The organism is Microbispora sp. NPDC049633 (assembly GCF_040675265.1).
GTDB classification, from domain to species: Bacteria; Actinomycetota; Actinomycetes; order Streptosporangiales; family Streptosporangiaceae; genus Microbispora; species Microbispora maris.
Map to the genome: position 1 here is coordinate 28,762 of NZ_JBFAOO010000002.1, position 16,954 is coordinate 45,715.

The 16,954-nt window shown below is 68.2% G+C and carries 18 protein-coding genes; all 18 read left to right on the forward strand.

The annotated features are described in order from the left end of the window. Window positions 1-2 precede the first annotated feature (2 nt). The 18 genes from AB0J39_RS00935 to AB0J39_RS01020 all read left to right on the forward strand — a co-directional run bounded on the left by AB0J39_RS00935 (window position 3) and on the right by AB0J39_RS01020 (window position 16,901). Window positions 3-1,988, forward strand: a complete 1,986-nt coding sequence (locus AB0J39_RS00935) for a hypothetical protein (RefSeq protein WP_363460398.1) — start codon at window positions 3-5, stop codon at window positions 1,986-1,988. A 1-nt stretch (window position 1,989) separates the two neighbouring features. Next, entirely contained in the window at window positions 1,990-4,611 is a 2,622-nt protein-coding gene (locus AB0J39_RS00940) for a hypothetical protein (RefSeq protein ID WP_363460401.1), read from the forward strand. Window positions 4,612-4,685: 74 nt separating this feature from the next. Then, the gene (locus AB0J39_RS00945; RefSeq protein WP_363460403.1) at window positions 4,686-5,012 is read left to right on the forward strand and encodes a hypothetical protein; all 327 of its coding nucleotides are present in this window, start codon (window positions 4,686-4,688) and stop codon (window positions 5,010-5,012) included. Between the two features lie 3 nt (window positions 5,013-5,015). Further along, window positions 5,016-5,315 carry a hypothetical protein gene (locus AB0J39_RS00950; RefSeq protein ID WP_363460405.1) on the forward strand — a complete coding sequence of 100 codons (300 nt, stop codon included), beginning with the start codon at window positions 5,016-5,018 and terminating at the stop codon, window positions 5,313-5,315. 115 nt (window positions 5,316-5,430) lie between these two features. Further along, complete coding sequence (locus AB0J39_RS00955; RefSeq protein ID WP_363460407.1) at window positions 5,431-6,633, forward strand: hypothetical protein; 1,203 nt, start codon at window positions 5,431-5,433, stop codon at window positions 6,631-6,633. Further along, a complete protein-coding gene (locus AB0J39_RS00960) occupies window positions 6,633-6,761 on the forward strand; it encodes a hypothetical protein (RefSeq protein WP_363460409.1) in 129 nt (42 codons plus the stop codon). The genes AB0J39_RS00955 and AB0J39_RS00960 overlap by 1 nt, the downstream gene beginning before the upstream one ends. 173 nt (window positions 6,762-6,934) lie before the next feature. Further along, window positions 6,935-8,041, forward strand: coding sequence for a hypothetical protein (locus AB0J39_RS00965; RefSeq protein WP_363460411.1), 1,107 nt, complete (start codon window positions 6,935-6,937; stop codon window positions 8,039-8,041). Then, window positions 8,038-8,706, forward strand: coding sequence for a hypothetical protein (locus AB0J39_RS00970; RefSeq protein WP_363460413.1), 669 nt, complete (start codon window positions 8,038-8,040; stop codon window positions 8,704-8,706). Before AB0J39_RS00965 ends, AB0J39_RS00970 begins: the two co-directional genes overlap by 4 nt. 31 nt (window positions 8,707-8,737) lie before the next feature. Then, complete coding sequence (locus AB0J39_RS00975) at window positions 8,738-9,274, forward strand: HNH endonuclease (RefSeq protein WP_363460415.1); 537 nt, start codon at window positions 8,738-8,740, stop codon at window positions 9,272-9,274. Beyond that, window positions 9,274-9,708, forward strand: coding sequence for a hypothetical protein (locus tag AB0J39_RS00980; protein ID WP_363460417.1), 435 nt, complete (start codon window positions 9,274-9,276; stop codon window positions 9,706-9,708). Before AB0J39_RS00975 ends, AB0J39_RS00980 begins: the two co-directional genes overlap by 1 nt. Then, window positions 9,708-10,952, forward strand: a complete 1,245-nt coding sequence (locus AB0J39_RS00985) for a DnaB-like helicase C-terminal domain-containing protein (RefSeq protein ID WP_363460419.1) — start codon at window positions 9,708-9,710, stop codon at window positions 10,950-10,952. The genes AB0J39_RS00980 and AB0J39_RS00985 overlap by 1 nt, the downstream gene beginning before the upstream one ends. Further along, a complete protein-coding gene (locus tag AB0J39_RS00990) occupies window positions 10,945-11,946 on the forward strand; it encodes a toprim domain-containing protein (protein WP_363460421.1) in 1,002 nt (333 codons plus the stop codon). The genes AB0J39_RS00985 and AB0J39_RS00990 overlap by 8 nt, the downstream gene beginning before the upstream one ends. 14 nt (window positions 11,947-11,960) lie before the next feature. After that, window positions 11,961-13,556: a DEAD/DEAH box helicase gene (locus AB0J39_RS00995; protein ID WP_363460423.1), complete on the forward strand. Its 1,596-nt coding sequence runs from the start codon at window positions 11,961-11,963 to the stop codon at window positions 13,554-13,556. Window positions 13,557-13,645: 89 nt separating this feature from the next. After that, entirely contained in the window at window positions 13,646-14,119 is a 474-nt protein-coding gene (locus tag AB0J39_RS01000; protein WP_363460425.1) for a hypothetical protein, read from the forward strand. Between the two features lie 294 nt (window positions 14,120-14,413). Further along, window positions 14,414-15,265, forward strand: a complete 852-nt coding sequence (locus AB0J39_RS01005) for a hypothetical protein (RefSeq protein ID WP_363460427.1) — start codon at window positions 14,414-14,416, stop codon at window positions 15,263-15,265. 458 nt (window positions 15,266-15,723) lie between these two features. After that, on the forward strand, window positions 15,724-16,182 hold the full coding sequence (locus tag AB0J39_RS01010) for a hypothetical protein (protein WP_363460429.1): 459 nt from the start codon (window positions 15,724-15,726) through the stop codon (window positions 16,180-16,182). Continuing rightward, window positions 16,183-16,638: a hypothetical protein gene (locus AB0J39_RS01015; RefSeq protein ID WP_363460431.1), complete on the forward strand. Its 456-nt coding sequence runs from the start codon at window positions 16,183-16,185 to the stop codon at window positions 16,636-16,638. After that, complete coding sequence (locus AB0J39_RS01020; protein ID WP_363460433.1) at window positions 16,635-16,901, forward strand: hypothetical protein; 267 nt, start codon at window positions 16,635-16,637, stop codon at window positions 16,899-16,901. Before AB0J39_RS01015 ends, AB0J39_RS01020 begins: the two co-directional genes overlap by 4 nt. Window positions 16,902-16,954 lie beyond the last annotated feature (53 nt).

Sequence of the window (16,954 nt, forward strand, 5' to 3'; positions counted from 1 at the left end):
ACATGGCTGTCTATCGCGTTGACCAGTACGCGAGGACTTTTTATGGTCCGAATCCGGACCCCAGGCCGGGCTTCGACGAGAAGACCTTCACCGCCTACTCCGTCGGCTACGACCGGATCTTCTTGACCTGGGACCTGCCGACCGGCGAGTTCGGCGGATTCCGCCTGGTCACCTCCCGCTACGGCTACCCCTCCGGCGCCGAGGACGGCAAGGTGCTGGTCGACTCCGGAACGCCCCCGGCCAACTACGTCGACACCGACGTCATCGGCGGCCACTTCCACTACTACGCGATCTTCCTGAAGGTCGACCAGGTGTGGGTCCGCGCCGGTACGGCCTCCACCCTGCACGTCAAGGACCACCGGGCCGCCGACTGGTTCTGGACCCGCATCCCCCACCACTACCGCCTGCTCCTGGGCAACTACCTGACGATCGACGCCGACTCCAACACCGACCTGCGCGACACCATCACCGCGCTGGCCTACGGCATCGACCGGCTGCGCACCTCCCTGGAAGCGGCGCTGACGTCAGCGGACCTGCACACCACCCACATCGGCACCGCCGCCAACATCGCCGCCTCGATCGGCGCCTACGTCCCCGCCGGGATCTCCCCGGAGCGCATGCGCGCCATCACCGTCGACTCGACCTACCTGGCAGCAGGCCGTGGCCACCCCGACACGCTGCGCGCGGCCGGGCGCGCCGCCTCCGGCTGGGACGTGATGATCCGCCCCTCCCACAACCTGATGCCGTCCCCCGACCAGGCCGAGATCATCCACCCCGCCGCGCCGGAGTGGGACGCCAGCATCCACTACACCGTCGGCGCGCTGGTCACCACCGACGACCACCTGTACCGGTGCATCGTCCCGGCCTACGGCATCGACCAGGCGCCGCCCGGAAACGGCTCCAACAACACCTGGTGGCAGGTCTACACCACAGTCGACGACCGCACCGTGGCCTACGACCCGGTCCTGCTCACCCAGCACGGCTGGATCGCCAAGCCCAAGACCGCAGGCGTGGCCGACAACCTGGTGGCCGCCAAGATCGCCATCGGCCTGCCCGATCCCGTGCGCGAGGGCATCAACACCGCCAACGCCCTGACCATCCACAACGCCTCCGGTCAGGCCGCCGACGTGGCCGCCTGGTCCCTGCCCGACAACCCGAGCGGCGATCCTCTGGTGCCCGTCCTGTACGGCATCCCCCTGCCGCGCGTGGCCGCCTACGAGCACACCCGCAGCTACCGGGCCGGTGACTTGGTCACCTACAAGAGCATGGTGTGGCGCGCCACGCGGCCCGTCACCGGCCAGACGCCCAAGACGACCCAGCCGTATTGGACGCTGTGCTCAACCGACGCCCGGCTGCGGCTGACGGTGTCGGCCTACACCCACTCCCCGCACGCCACCGCGCAGGCCTCGGTCCCGGTCTACCCCTTCATCACCTGGTACGACGAATTCGGCAAGCCGATCGGCACCTCCGACACCCGCGTGAGCGCCGACACCACCCGCGCGCTGGACACCTTCACCCTCTACTACTTCGGCGCGATGGACCCCCTCGACGCCCGGCCCTTCGAGACCGGCGGCTACACCTGGACCGACCCGATACCCGGACTGGTCCGCGACTCCTACCTCGGCGGTGTGGCCCGCCCCGAAGACCCCGACCAGCGGGCGCTGTCCGTCGTCGACTACGGCTCGGCGAACGCGACCGTGGCCGCCACGTTCGTCTCCGACGCGCCCGGCCGCCAGCAGTGCCTCATCCTGCGCTACGTCGACTCCCTGAACTACGTGCGCGCGACCAGGACGGCGCTGCAGACCGTCACCGCCGGGGCCGTCACCACCCTGGTCACCTACGCCACCCCCGTGGCCGACGGCGACCGCCTGACGGTCAAGGTCGTCGGCACCAACTACACCGTGCTCCGAAACGGCGTCCAGGTCGCGACCGCCAGCACCAGCGCAGGCAGTACCAGTACCCGATTCGGCCTTGCCGTGGAGGAATGACGTGGCCATCGCGAACTACATCTTCTCGCCGAGCTTCGAGCACAGCTCCTGGAAGTCGGCGGGCGGGCAGGTGTGGGAGTACTTCTGCGACACCTCCGACACCTGGTCCCTGACCACGTCGACCACGGCATCCAAGGGCACACGGGCCCTGCAGCTCACCACCTCGGGCTTCCACCCCGGCCTGCGCCTGCGCGGACTCGTGCTCCCGCCGACCACGGTCAACAAGCAGTGGACGCTCAGCTGGGACCACCAGGATCCCGGATCGTTCGGCTCCAGCTACAGCAACGTCCGGATCTTCAACGTCACCGGCACGCAGCTGGCCACCACCTCCATCTTCCTCGGCTCCTCCTACACCCGCCAGAGCATCACCTTCACCCAGACTCCCGCCGTCACCGAGGTCTACCTGCAGATCCCCATGGGCGCCCTGTCGTCAGGGGAGACCAAGACCTGGCGCATCGACGGGGTCCGGCTGTCCGAGGGAACCTCCACCACCTACGTGGACGGCGACACCGCCGGGCACACCTGGGCGGGCACCCCCGGCGCCTCGCAGACCGTCACCACGCCCACCCCTGACGCCGCCACGCCGACCAACGTCTACAACTACTGGCGCACCCCGCACCCCTCGGGGACTGGCTGGACGGCCTCGTCGGCCAATGCCTCCGTGACCGACAACGGCCAGTCGATCACCGCCGGGATCTTCTGCCAGGACACCGACAGCCCCAGCACCACCCCGACCGTCAACAGCGTCGCCAGCCCCAGCCTGAGCGTGGCCGGACTGCAGGCCAACACCACCGCCTACCTGTCCCTGGACGTCTCCGGCATCAACTACTCGGCCTCCACCGCCGCCAGCTACACCGACTTCTCCCTGAGCATCGACCAGCTCGACGGCTCCGGCGTACTGGTGTCGCGCACCACCTACCAGCTCGACCGCGACGTCGTCCGGCAGTCCTACCCGTTCATCACCGCCCCCGGCGTAACGTCCATCCGCCTCGGCCTCCGCGCGTTCGGCACCAGCGCCGCCCGCTGGATGTACGCCACCCTCGACAAGATCCGAATCGACACCCGAGCTGACGCCGCCTACATCGGCGGCGACACCACCGGCTACATGTGGCAGGGGCAGGCCAACTCCTCCTACACCGTCCTCGGCGTCAAGGCCATGCAGGCCTCCGCGACGATCACCGTCACCGGCACGGCCAGCGAATCGGTACTCATCAACCCTCTGAAGGCCTCAGCGGCGATCACGCTCACCGGCCAGGTGCTGAAGGTCGACAAGCTCGGGGTACTGCAGGCCTCGGCCAGCCTGCCCACCACCGGATCGGCCACCCTGGTCGTCAACGGCGCCATGGCCGCCAGCGCCCAGATGACCGCCACCGGCTCGGCCCCGCTGTACGCCATCGTCCCGATCTCCGCGAGCGCCACCACCCCGACAGACGGCAGCGCGAGCGTGACCATCGCCGTGCAGACGGCCACCAGTGCCCACATCGCCCTGGATGGGAGCGCCGACCTCGGCATGGTCGAGATGGTCGAGATCTCCGCGTGGGCCCATCTACCGGCGACCGGCCAGGCACAGCTGGGGATCGGCCTGCAGATGTCGGCCCGCGCCGCGCTCATCACGGACGGGTCGGCCGACCTGAGCGACGCCGTCCCCAAGGGCGCCTTCGGCGACTTCGCCGTCTACGGCACCGCCGCCACCGACACCGACCCCCTGCTCCTCGGCCGGGGGGACACCAACGCCGGGATCACCACAGGCGCCACCGGCCAGCCGTGGGCTCGCGTCCACGCCACCTTCCACGCCCCCGACGAGCAGGCCGCCTGGCCCAGAGCGGCCTACGCTGCGGTCGGCTTCACCTTCACCGGCATGGGCGCAGGCACCTACCAGGAGATCGGCAACGTGCAGGTGGAGCTGGTCACCGACGTCGCCGAATCCGGGCCGAGCGAATACATCCGCCCGCAGCTGATCCGGCCCATCGTGGTCCCCGACAGGCTCAACTACGCCCCCTGGTACGCCAGCGCCATGGACCCCTGGTTCAACGATGACGGCCTGATCACCGAGACGCCGACCGCCGGTCCGGTGGCTACCGCGCACCCGGCCTCGACCTACACCATCAACGCCGGAGCCGGGGGCATGATCGGCGGCCACGTCGCGCCCCTGGAGCCCGGCCAGCAGTACACCTATTCGGTCTACGTCCGCCTCGACGGCAACATGGACGATCTGCAGGTCAAGGTCATCGACAACGACACCTGGGAGACCATCGCCAGCGCCAACGCCCTGGCGTTCCCCTCCGACGAGAACGGCTGGCGGCGGGTCGTGGTCCGCTTCACCGCACACGACGACCAGTTCCTGTCGTTCAACTGGGCGCCCGGCGGGGACTACCCCAAGGCCTTCTCGGTCACCGGGACGCTGGTCGAACGCGGTTACGTCGTCGGGGACTACTTCGAGCTGCAGCCCGGCAGCCGGGACTACTTCTACGCCGACATGGGCACCGATCCGGCGGGCGGCGTGTTCTGGTACCCGAATATCGACGAACGCGAACACCTCCTCGTGGACGCCCTTGAGGAATACGCCCCGTCAGACGTCACCGTAGGAGCGCCCGAATTCGGAATCCACCCCCACGTCGTGTAGCCGGGCGTTACAAACTCCGGGCGGAATTCCCATACCGTCGAATATGCGGATCCGAATTCTCGCGAGGAGTTTCAATGGGTGGTTTCGATCTGGTACTGGTGCTCGGCGTCATCGTCGCGCCGCTGCTGTCCCTGGCCGTCGGCTTCGTGACCAAGGAGTCCTGGAGCCCGGCGGTCAAGGCCCTGGCCCTGGCCGCGCTGTCGGCCGCCGACGGCTTCGTGGTCGCCTGGCACGACACGGTGCAGGACGGCGGGGTCTTCGACTGGAAGACCGCGCTGATCTTCGCCATCGGCGCCTTCATCGCTGGTGACAAGGCTCACCGGTACGTGTGGGAGCCGAGCGGCGCCGCTGGGGTCGCCCAGCGGTCCCTGGTCAAGGACCGCCAGGACCTGGCGGCCTGACCGATGATCCAGCTCCTGCTGGTCGGAGCGGCGGCGTGGATGGCCTACGAGGTCGTCCGCGCCGTCGTTCCCATCCCGGCCCCCATCCAGCCCCTTCTCGTGGTGGCCGCCTGCTACGGACTGACCCGCGTCCCGCCGGAGGTCCTGGCCGCCCTCGACGCCGCAGCCGTGGCCGCATTCATCCGAGCCGCCGCCACCTGGCTGATCCGCCCCGAGCCCATCATGGCCTCCCGGAAGGCGCTCCGGCAGATGCTGGCCTCCTCCAAGCCGGGCCGGGTCTCGCGGATTCCCGATCTCCCCTGACAAATTCCTGAGTTAGGACTTCCCGCATTAGTTGGGATCTGAACTTGCGGAGTGAGTTCGGACGTATCGGATGCTTTCGGGGTCGGAATTCCTGACCCGAAACGGAGCACGACGAGTGGCGCTGAACAAGCCCAAGAAGAAGCCGACAGAAACCGACGACGAGCCCATGCGGGTCATTGTCGTCGCGGGCGCCGGGCCGGTCGAGTTCAACTACATCGACGACCAGCTGAGCGACTGGCTGGCGATTGAGGACGAGGACGGACCGGAGTTCCGCTTCTACCTCCCCGCCGACCGGCAGGCGACCACCGACGCCGTCGTCCACGTCGCCCACTGGCTGGACGAGGTCCGCGAGCCCTACACCGCGATCACCACCGACAAGATCGGCCGCAAGGGCCGGGGCATCGCTGACGACGCCGAGGACGTGATCGACGACGAGGGCATCGGCATCGTCAACATGACCATGGACGTCCTTGGCAGGGCCCGCTCGCGCGGTGAGGAGCCCTACCTGCTGCTGTCGTGGGGCCCCGACGCCGACAACGCCCCCGACGAGCTGACCGCCGAGCTGCTGGACCGCGCGGTGGGGGAGGGCTTCCCCGTCCTGGACCTGTCCATGGGCCTGGAGGACCTGGGCTACAGCGAGCCGGTGGACGACGACACCTCCGAGATCGCCGACGACGGCGAGAACGACGACGTGCCCGCCGACGATCCGGAGGTGACCGGCGAGCTGACCGAGGACGAGGTCGAGCTGGGGGTCACCTCGGCCGAGGTCGTCGAGGAGCCCGGAAAGTCGATCCGCCAGCGGCTGCTGGACAAGCATGGCCACGAGATCGAGAACGTCGCCGACCTGGACAATCCCGACGAGGCCCAGGCCGCCGTCGAGCAGGTCTACGGCCCGTCCGACGACGAGCGCTTCCCCGACCTGGAGCGCACGCTGGCCCTGGCCGTCCAGGCCTTCACGCTGGAGGACGAGCGCAACGCGGCCATCAACTGCGCCGAGGTCCGCTACCGGCCGCTGACGCTCGCGCTGAAGTACCACGCCGAGCAGATCGAGGGCTACAGCAAGATCATCGACCGAGCGAAGGAGAACCTTCTGCGCGCGGCTGAGAAGCCCGCTGAGGCCCCCGCATCGCCGGAGCAGCCCAAGAGGCGCGGCAAGCCGCGTGACACTGCCAGCGACGACGTGACGGTCTACCACGACCCGAACAAGCAGACCGTCCGGCTCGTGCCCGGCCGTGGCCGCCCGCGCAACGGCGAGGTCAAGGAGATCATGACGCGGGCCGCGTTCGAGGCCCTGCTGGCCGAATACGAGGCCGACTGATGCACGGGGACACCGAGCCCGGCCGGGCCGAGATCGGCTGCGGCTGTGTGATCTGGGCGGTGCTGGCGGCGCTCGCCGTCGGCGTCCTGGTCGCGGTCTACGTGACCGTCCGGGCCTTCGGCGGATGAACGCGAAAGGGCCCAACCGGCGGAAAGGCGACACCGGTTGGGCCCTGATACCACACCACGCCTCGCAAGGGATCGGAGGAAGGGATTCCGACCGCGAGTGACGTGAAAACGCTACAGCCGATTCCCCTGGAAAAGCAATTCTCGTTTCAAATATTAAGTAGAGGGTCGAAATAGTGGCTGCAGACAATCCTTCCGAACTCAATCCGGCGGACGACGCCGAGATCCACATCGTCGGAGGTCGTCAGCCTGCACCGTTCGCCATGGTCCCGCTGTGGGTGATGTTCTCGACCACCCCCCAGGCCCAGGCCCTGTACGGCATTCTCGCCGCCCACGTGAATCCCGACCGCGACGACCGGAACGTCTGGCCGAGCCGGGCGACGCTCGCCGAAATGCTCGGCTTCAACAGGCCCGCATCAGTCGACCGATACCTTTCCGAACTTCAGGAAATCGGCGCGGTGGATGTCATCGTCCGCAGGCGGACCAACGGCTCGCAGATGGCCAACGCCTACGTCGTTCACCACCAGCCGCCGGACGGCTACACCGGGATCCGGTCGATGCGGGACTACTACGCCCGCCGGAAGGACAACGCCGCAGGTCAGAGCACCCCTGGCGAAGAAACCGCAGGTCAGGACAGGGTACGCCAGAGCGTACCCCCCCTGTCCGCTGTAGCGGACACCCCCCGTACGCCACAGCGGACACGAAGTAGAACAAGAGAAGTAGAACAAGAAGAAGATCTTCACTCAGCGCCGAAGGCGCTGAGTCGGCGGGCCAGGAAGAAGAAGACGCCACCGGCCGAGGAGATCCAGGCTCCCGGCGAGTTCCTGTTCGGCGACGAGGAGATCCCCGGCCTCGCGGAACGCGCCCGGCGCAGCTCCCGCAGCCCCGGTTCCGACACCGGGATGGGGCTGGCCGACCACTTCGCCCGCCGGATGGTGGAGTTGGGGGAGCTGCAGGGCCTGGACGTGTCCAACCGGGCCGCACTGGCCGCCACGTTCAACCGGTGGAAGAAGGCGGGCGCTACGCCCGACCAGATCCGCCACATGATCGAGGCCTACGCGTCCAACTCCAAGCTGCGCAGCCCCGGCGCCGTGCCCTGGATGGACTTCCTCGGCAAGCGTGCCCGGCTCCTGGCCGAGGCCCAGCGCCGGATCGACTTGGAGCGTTCCAGGCCCGAGAACTTCCGGCCCGAGGACTGGGAAGCCCCCGCCGACACCCCGCACCCGTTCGCCACGCCTGACGGCGAGTTCGACGCCGAGGCCTGGATGAGGAGCTTCGAGTGATCCCCGACGACATCTTCGCCCGGCGGCTCAAGCCGTCCGGCGTCCCCGCCAAGTACCGCGCGCTGCGGCTCCCGCAGTGGAAGCCCTACAACGGCGCCTCGGAGATGGCGCTGGCCGCCGCCAAGGAGTTCGTGGAGTCCTTCCCGGACCGCTGGGCCGCCAGCTCCGTGCCGGACTTCAGCGAGCTGATCGGCAAGGGCCTGGCCCTCATCGGCACCCCCGGCGCCGGGAAGACCACCCTGACCGCGCTCACGGTCATGGAGACCGCCCGCCGCCACAACGTGGTGTTCGTCTTCACGACGATGTCCGACTACATCGGCAAGCTGCTGGAGCAGATCAGCCTGTCGCCGATGGTCAACGCCGGGGATCCCCGCGCGATCGACCGCTACTGGAAGATCGACGACTTCAAGCGCCGGATGTACAACGCCCCGCTGGCCGGGGTCGACGACGTCGGCAAGGAGCACCACACCGCCAGCGACTTCGCCCGCGACGAGGTCGACAAGCTGCTGCGCGCCCGCTTCCGCAAGGGCTTCCCGACGGTCGTCAACTCCAACACCCCGCTGGCCAAGTGGGGCGACCTCTACAACCCGTCGATGGAGTCCTTCGTCCAGGAGGCATTCACCAGCGTCACCCTCGGCGGCCGGGACCTTCGCCGTGCTGCCTGACCTCCCCCTCACCAGTTCCAAGGAGTCCCCGATGACCCTGTCCGACAGCCACGACGAGACCCCCGAGCACCTGGGCAAGGCCCTGCACCGGCTGCGCCGCCGCACCAACGCGCCGCTGATCGTCAACGCCGACGGCGAGACCGTTTTCGACCCCAACGTCTGCTGGCTGTACGGCTCGGTGACCTCCTTTCGGTACGGCCAGCTCATGGTCGACGGGGACTACGACCTCGCGCACCGCTGGGCCTGGCGCATCTACGTGGGCCCGATCCCCAAGGGCCGCCAGGTCCGCCACTCCTGCGGCGAGGACCGCTGCTGGAACCCGGCCCACCTGACGCGGAGCAAGGGCCCCAAGCAGCGCGACCCGGCCGTTCGGGCCGCCGCCGTCGTCCGCATCACCAAGGCCGCCCGCGACCGCTCTCCGCTCACCTGGGAGGCCGTGGACGCCATCCGCGCGAGCACGGCCACCCTGGCCGAGCTGTCGGCCGAGCACGGCGTGAGCACGTCCACCATCTGGAAGATCCGGCACAACATCACCTGGGTCCGCGAGCAGCAGGCGGTCGCAGCCTGATGGAGCACGGTGACATCGACAACTCGATCGCCCCCAAGGTCCTGGTCGAGTTCGAGGACCTGATCGCCCACCAGAACCAGCACTTCCCCAAGCCCCGGATGCTGCGCCGCCGACGGGCGACGGTGTCCGACTGGGACCTCGATGACCTGGTGGTCAAGGTCATGTGGCACATGGTGTGGAACCTGCACCTGCAGATCGAGGTCATCACCTCTCAGGGTGAGGAGTTCGCCGGGCAGTTGGCGGGCTGGCTCGACGCCGAGGACGTACCGGCGCAGCGCGTGTGGGCCTACGAGCCCCGAGCGCTCGCGCGCCGCCTGGCGACCATGCCGTACGTCTCAGTCATCTACACCGGCCGGGCTGACCACGCCGCTCTGTACGGCCGGTGGGGCCGCCTGGTCACCGCCGCGAACGTCCAGCAGATGGGGCGGTTCTGATGGATACCGAGCGCCTGCTGATCTCCAAGGTCATCGAGACCGGCCAGATCGCCCCGGCCGCCCGCGCCGGGGTGGGCCCGAAGTGGTTCACCGACCCGGCCTCGGCCCAGGTCTGGAAGATGCTCACCGAGCACGTCAGCCGGTACGGCAACGTGCCGACGATCGGCGTGGTCAAGGCCGACTACCCCACCTACAAGCTGCTGGCCACGCCGGAGACCCTGGACTACCTGGTCGACCGGATGGTGCGCCACCGCAGCCTGTCGCTGCTGGAGATGGCGCTCACCGACGCCGCCAGCGCGCACGTACGCGGCGACCTGGAGGGCGTCACCGCGCGCCTGCACGGCGTGCTGGCGGACGTCGCCCGCGCCACGATGACCTCGGCCGACATCAACCTGACCAAGAACGGCGCCGACCGGCTGGCGCGCTACCGCGAGCTGGCCGAGCTGGACGGGCGCCTGCGCGGCATCCCGTCGGGCTTCTCGGCGATCGACGCCGCCTTGCAGGGCTTCGAGGGCGGCCAGCTGATCACGTTCGTCGGACCCCCCAAGGCGGGCAAGTCGACAGCGCTGCTCCTGATGGCCAAGGCCGCTCAGGAGAGCGGGAAGACGCCGCTGTTCGTCGGCTTCGAGATGTCCAACTGGGAGCAGAGCGACCGCCTGGACGCCGCCCGCGCGGGAATCTCCCACGCCCGGCTGCGCAACGGCACGCTGAAGCCCGCCGACTGGAAGCGCCTGGAACGCTCCATCGCCCAGATGGAGTCGATGCCGGACTTCCACATGACGGCTGACGCCCAGTCAGTCCTGACGCTGACCGGCCTGCGCGCGAAGATCGAGGCCATCGGCCCGGACATCGTGTTCGTGGACGGCGTCTACATGATGCAGGACGAGAACGGCGAGCCGTCCGGATCCCCGCAGGCGCTGACCAACATCACCCGTGGCCTCAAGAGGATGGCCCAGCAGCTGGGCATCCCCATCGTCATCGCGACCCAGGCCCTGGAATCCAAGATGGCCGGGAAGAAGCTGTCGACCTTCTCGATCGGCTACTCCTCCTCGTTCGTCCAGGACTCCGACGCCGTGATCGGCGTGGAGAACACCGAGGACCCCGAGATCAAGAAGATGCGCCTGCTGACGGCCCGCAACGCGAGCCCGATGGAGGTCTTCTACCAGTGGTGCTGGGATCCGGTCTCCTTCGAGGAGCTGGAGGGTGACCCGTTCGGGTCGGCCGGGGGCGACTGGGATGAGTAGGCGCCGCCGCCAGGTCTTCACCGAGGGCTGGGACGCGATCGTCAACGTCGTGCCCGGCGACGTGGTGGACGCCCTCGGCAAGCTCGGCCTGGAGGTCATCCGGCTCGACGAGTCCGGCGAGGCCACCGTGCGCTGCCCGGCCCACCTCGAATACGTCGGCCGCGAGGACCGCCACCCCTCCTACTCGGTGAACATCAACACCGGCCTGCACGGCTGCTGGAGCTGCGGCTTCCGGGGCACCTTCGCCGACCTGGTCGAGTACGTCTCCAAGTGCTCGCGCGAGGAGGCGGTGGCCTGGATCCGCGCCCAGGGCACGATCAAGCGGGTCGAGCGGATGCTGGCCAAGAAGGCCACGCCCGAGGTCGACACCACGAAGATCGTCAATGAGGCCAGCATGGCCCTGTTCGTCGACCCGCCGGACTGGGCGCTGCGGGAGCGCGGGCTGACGGCCGAGGCGTGCGCGCGGTACGGCGTGCTGTGGGACACCTCGCGCGAGGCCTGGATCCTGCCGGTGCGGGATGAGACCGGCACGCTGATGGGCTGGCAGGCCAAGGGATCGGGCTGGTTCGAGAACCACCCCCCGAAGTTGAAGAAGTCCCACACCTTGTTCGGGTTGTGGGCCCTGCCGCCGAGGTGCGAGCGGATCATCCTGGTCGAATCCCCGCTGGACGCGGTCCTGATCGCCTCGGCCGGGCTGGAGTGGGCCCTGGCCTCTTACGGCGCCTCGATCTCCGACGCCCAGATGCGGCTGATCCTGGAGCGCACCGACCACCTGGTCCACTTCCCCGACAACGACAGCCCCGGCCGGAAGGCCGCCGTCGACACCTCCGCGCGCTGGCGCGGCCGGGGCCTGGGCTACTCGATCGTCGACTACCGGCCGATCGAGGCCGAGCGCGGCTGGCTGGAGGGCTTCGACCCCGGCAACTTCTCCCGCCGCAGCCTGCGCTACCTGGTCAACTCCTGTGCCGTCCCCGCGCTGCTCTACCGCCCCTGACGAGGACCCCTCTCATGCTCTTGACGACCCTGCACGCCTCCTACCAGGACCCCGACCTGGACTACTTCCTCGACCGGGGCAACCTGCTGCTCGCCTACGACATGGGACTTGGCAAGACGATCTTGTCCATCGCGGCGGCCGAGGAGCTGATCGCCAGGGGAGAGGTCGGCGGGGACGCCGGTCCCGCGCTGATCGTCTGCCCGTCCGGCCTGAAGCTCCAGTGGGCCGCCGCCATCGCCCGCCACACCGACGTGGCCACCAAGGAGATCACCAGCCAGGGCGAGACGTTCCTGGTGCCCGAGGACCGCTACGCCGTGGTGCTCGACGGCGGCCCCGAGCAGCGGCGCGAGCTGTACAAGCAGATCGAGGAGACCCGGCCGGACTACGTCATCGCCGGGTACCAGACCGTCGCCAACGAGCTGCGGATGTTCCGCCGCATGAAGGCGGCGTTCATCGTGCTCGACGAGGGCACGGCGATCAAGAATCCGGCGGCCGACGTGACCAAGGCGGTGCGACGCCTGACCGCGCCCTGGCGCCTGATGCTGACCGGCACCCCCGTGGACCGCATCCTGGAGGACCTGCTTCACCTGATGGCCTGGGTGGACGTGACCATCCTCGGCGACCCCGACGACGAGAAGCAGGCGCTCGCGTTCGACCGGGCCTACCTCAAGCGCAATCACTGGGGCAAGGTCGTCGGCTACAAGAACATGGACGTGCTGCACCGCAAGGTCGCCCCGGCGCTGATCCGGCGCCGGACCACCGACCCCGAGGTGGCGCCGCACATGCCGAAGGTGAAGCACGGCCGGTGGACGGTCCACATGGGGCCGGAGACGCAGGTGGCCTACCGGCACATCATGGAGGACCTGGCCTACGAGCTGCAGTCGCTGCCCGCGCGCACCAGTCTGGACCTCGGCGCCTACTACCGGGGGGAGCCGGATGAGAAGACCACGGCCGGGCGGGTGATGGCCGTCCACCTGGCCGCCCAGCAGTTCCTCGACGACCCCAAGCTGCTGGCCGACTCCCCGAGCCCGTACGCCAAGGCCAAGGTCGACGAAGGGCTGCTCGACAACGTGGGCGACTCGGCGAAGATGCACCGCCTGGTGGCCGCCGTCCCGGCGATCCTCGCCAACCCAGAGGCCAAGGTGATCATCGTCTCGCGGTTCCGGGGGATGGTCAGCCGCCTGCAGAAGACCTGGCCGGAGCAGTCCGTGGTCTACCACGGGGAGATGAACGCCGCGCAGAAGCAGGCGGCGGTCAACCGCTTCCAGACCGACCCCACCAAGCGGATCTTCCTCATGTCCCACGCCGGGGCCTACGGCGTGGACATCCCGATCGCCACCCATCTGATCAACGTCGATCCGGCGCGGTCGGCCGGTCAGCGGGCCCAGATCAACCACCGCCACGTGCGCGCGTCCAGCACCCACGCCGAGGTGCAGGTGATCGACATGGTGACGGCCGGGACGATCGAGGAGCGCGCCTACGAGCGCCTGGAGCTGCGCAAGAAGGTCGGCGCGGCGGCGGTGGACGGCGTCGGCGCGGACGCGCGCGGGGAGATCGAGGACACGGTGGGGTCGCTCACCGAGCACGTGGAGGCTGTTCTCGCTGCGTGACCGAAGCTTTACCTCCAGTTGATCAAAACGGTTGCATCATGGCCGTTTATCACTTCGTACGATGTCTGAGACATCTAGGAGGTAAACTGGTGGATTCAGGCGATTTGAGCGGATACTCGGCCGAGCACAGCCAGGCGCACCGGTTCCTCATGGCTGTCGGCCACGAGTACCCCGAGCCGCTCCACGACCTGGGCGTGCTGGAGTACATGGTCATGTACGTCGAGTCCCTGCGCGAGGACCTGTCGATGGCCGAGGAGATGCTGGGCCTGTGGGTCTGGAAGCTGGTGGAGGAGGACCACTACCTCGGATCGACCATCGCGCGCGTGCTGGACACCCCCAGCGGCGAGGTGGCCGTCACGAGGATCAAGAAGAAGTACCGCAAGACCTACGAGCGGATGCGCGCCGGGGAGCGTATCCCCGCGCTGCGCCTGATCGACGACACGATCGCGCTGGCCGAGCAGATCCTGGCCGACGATCGGATCCCCTGCTGGGCCCGCGACCGGCACAAGGGGAAGCTGGTCCACCTGTACGACTTCAGGAAACGGGTTTCGGGCCAGGCCTGAGCAGCTGTTACCATGCGGTGACATGTCTATACCTGGCACCACATATACGCAGGTGATCGACATGTCGAGCAGTGCAGGTCAGGACCGAACACGTCCGTTACTACTTACGATCTTGTAACTTTCGGTCCTTACGTAACGTTTACGGCCCACAGGTCGGGATGTTAACTGTTAGTGGCCTGCCGGACGCCCCCGACACCACAGGGGCGGCACGCGCGCCCGGCGGGCACTCATCACCACGCACAGACTGCCGGGGGCCTCGACCAAGAGGCCCCCGGCCAGGGGTAAGGGGGATTGATGCCGCACAGGCGTCATATCGAGGTCGTCGACATGATCCTGGAAGTGGGGGAGCACATCCCCGCCTTGCGCACGGGCAGCCTGGACGCACTGGACAACCAGGACCTGTTCACCATCGTGGCCGCACTGTCGGCCGAGCAGCGGCTGATCAAGGAACGGCATCAGCTGTGCGAGGAGGCCATCGTCATCTTCGCCGCCGAGCTGAAGATGCGCGGCCAGACTCATGAGGCCATCCAGCGCCGGATGAGGGCGCCGGGGGAGAAGCCCAACGCCAGCGAGATCACCCGCCTGCTGCGGCGCTGGGAGCCGTTCCTGTCCGAGCTGCGCGAGCACTCGGGGACCGACACCGCGCCGCTGCACAGCAGCTTCCTGTCCGTCGTCGAGTCCGCGCGCCGGGCCGAGGAGGCCCTGGCCGCCGACCCGACCACCCCGCCGGAGGTCCGCGAGAAGGCCAAGCACCGCGCCGAGCAGCTGGGCTTCTGGTCGTTCGTCAGCCGGATCAAGTCCGGCGCCGCCGTCGTGGCAGGACTGCTGGGAATCGGCGCGGCGGCGAGCGCGGTCGCCGTAGCCAACCCGCAGGTGGAGCTGACCCACATGCATTCTCCGGCGCCGAGCGTGGCCGCGACGGTGGAGGCGGCGGTGACCACCCGCCCGCCCGCAGTCAGCGTCACGCCGATCGCCTACCGCCGCCCGGCCGTCGTGCGCGCCACGCTGCGCCACAGCCCGTCGCCGAGCCTGTGGCCGTCGCCGTCGCCGAGCCCTATCCCGAGCCCCACGCCGAGCCCCACGCCGGAGCCTGCGGTGGTCGTGGTGGACGTCGATCCTGTGGCCGACACCCCCGTGGGCCCGTAGCAACCTGCAAAAACGTAGCTTTTTCAAACTGCAAAAGGCTGGGCCTTCCGGCCCTTGAAGTCTCAACCATCCGGGTTGTGTACTGATAGGGCCGCAGCTCAGCAGCCTGCGGCCCCCGCCGAGTCTCGTACTCCGGCCGGGGCCGCTTTTTGTTGCACGGCTCGTCCAATACGTCGGCGCGGGGGCGTCCGCCGTCCATTCCCTGGACCATTCCGGGCCAAGTACCGGACGTCCTGGACGTATTTAAAGGTGAGCAAGTACTTGACACGTTAGCGATCTACACTGACACATCTTGACTGGTCAGAGCACATCCCAACTCGTCAGTGAATTCCCAACTCTTTCCCCAAATCCTATGTTGCGGACCACCTGAAACAGGAGTAGCGTTCATCCCCCCTGGGGGAACATCCCAACTAGCGACGGAGATCGCCCAGATGCGCCGAGTGTCCCGTACCTCCCAGATGTCCGAAACGGACGCCAAGGCCGAGGCCCTGGAACTCGCGCGCATGAAGCGGCTCTACCGCCAGTACAAGTCCCTCCAGTACCAGGCCAAGCAGATCGAGGCGCGGCTGAACGAGCTGAAGCCCCAGCTGCTGGCCTACGCCGAGGCCCATGGCGAAGAAGCCGCCAACGGGCACCGGGACGTCGAGCTGGACGAGTCGGACTACTTCGTCGACCCGTCCGGCAAGACCCACACCGGCTGGCGCCGAGAGATCCGCGTCAGCCGGACGATCAACGAGGAGCGTGCCCGCGAGCTGGCCGAGCGGAAGGGAATCGTCGCCGACCTGTTCGAGAAGCAGGTCGTCGAAGTGCTCGTCCAGGAGAACCTGTACCGGTTCCAGCAGGAAGGCCTGCTCACCAACGAGGAGCTGGACTCGCTGATCGACGTAACCACCACACCCGCCCTGAAGGGACTGTAAGTGACCACTCTCCCCGAGTTCGGCGAAGAAGCCGCCGTCCTCCCCTGGAAGCCGGTCAAGGCACAGCTGTCCGCCCCCACGGACCCGCTGGCCGGGGTCAAGCCCAAGATCTACATGGTCGCGGGTAAGCCCACGAAGTTCTACGGCATCGGCGCCCTGGCTCGCGCGTTGAACCGCCAGTCCGACACCATCCGCAAGTGGGAGACCAACGGCTGGATCCCCAAGCCGACGGCGGTCTTCAACGGCAAGGACCCCCGCGACGCCATCAGCGCCAAGCACGGCAGGCGCCGCCTGTACACGCGCGAGCAGATCCTCGGCCTGGTGAAGATCGCCTTCGAGGAGGGCATCTTGGAGCCGCACGCCCGCCCGATCACCGAGACCGACTTCACCGCCCGCGCCAAGCGGCTGTTCGCCGACCTGGTCGCCAAGGAGAAGGCCGCCAGGAGCGCCGCATGAAGGTCGTGAAGGTCGGCAAGAAGATCACCCACAAGCCGCACCTCGGCAACTACGAGAGCATCGGCTTCGAGGTCTGGGCCGAGGTCGAGTTCGAGGACGGCGAGAACATCCTGGAAGTTCTGGACAAGATCGACGCCGATCTGACCGAGCACGTCCAGGAAGACCTGGAGAAGGTCTCCCAGATCACCGCCAACGAGAACACCTACGTGGACGAGCTGGTCGACCGGCCCCGCCGCAGCCGCAAGTCCCGTAGTCGCGGGTAACCACCACAGCTTCACCACCCGCCGGACATCCCCCACCACCGCGCACAGCGAAA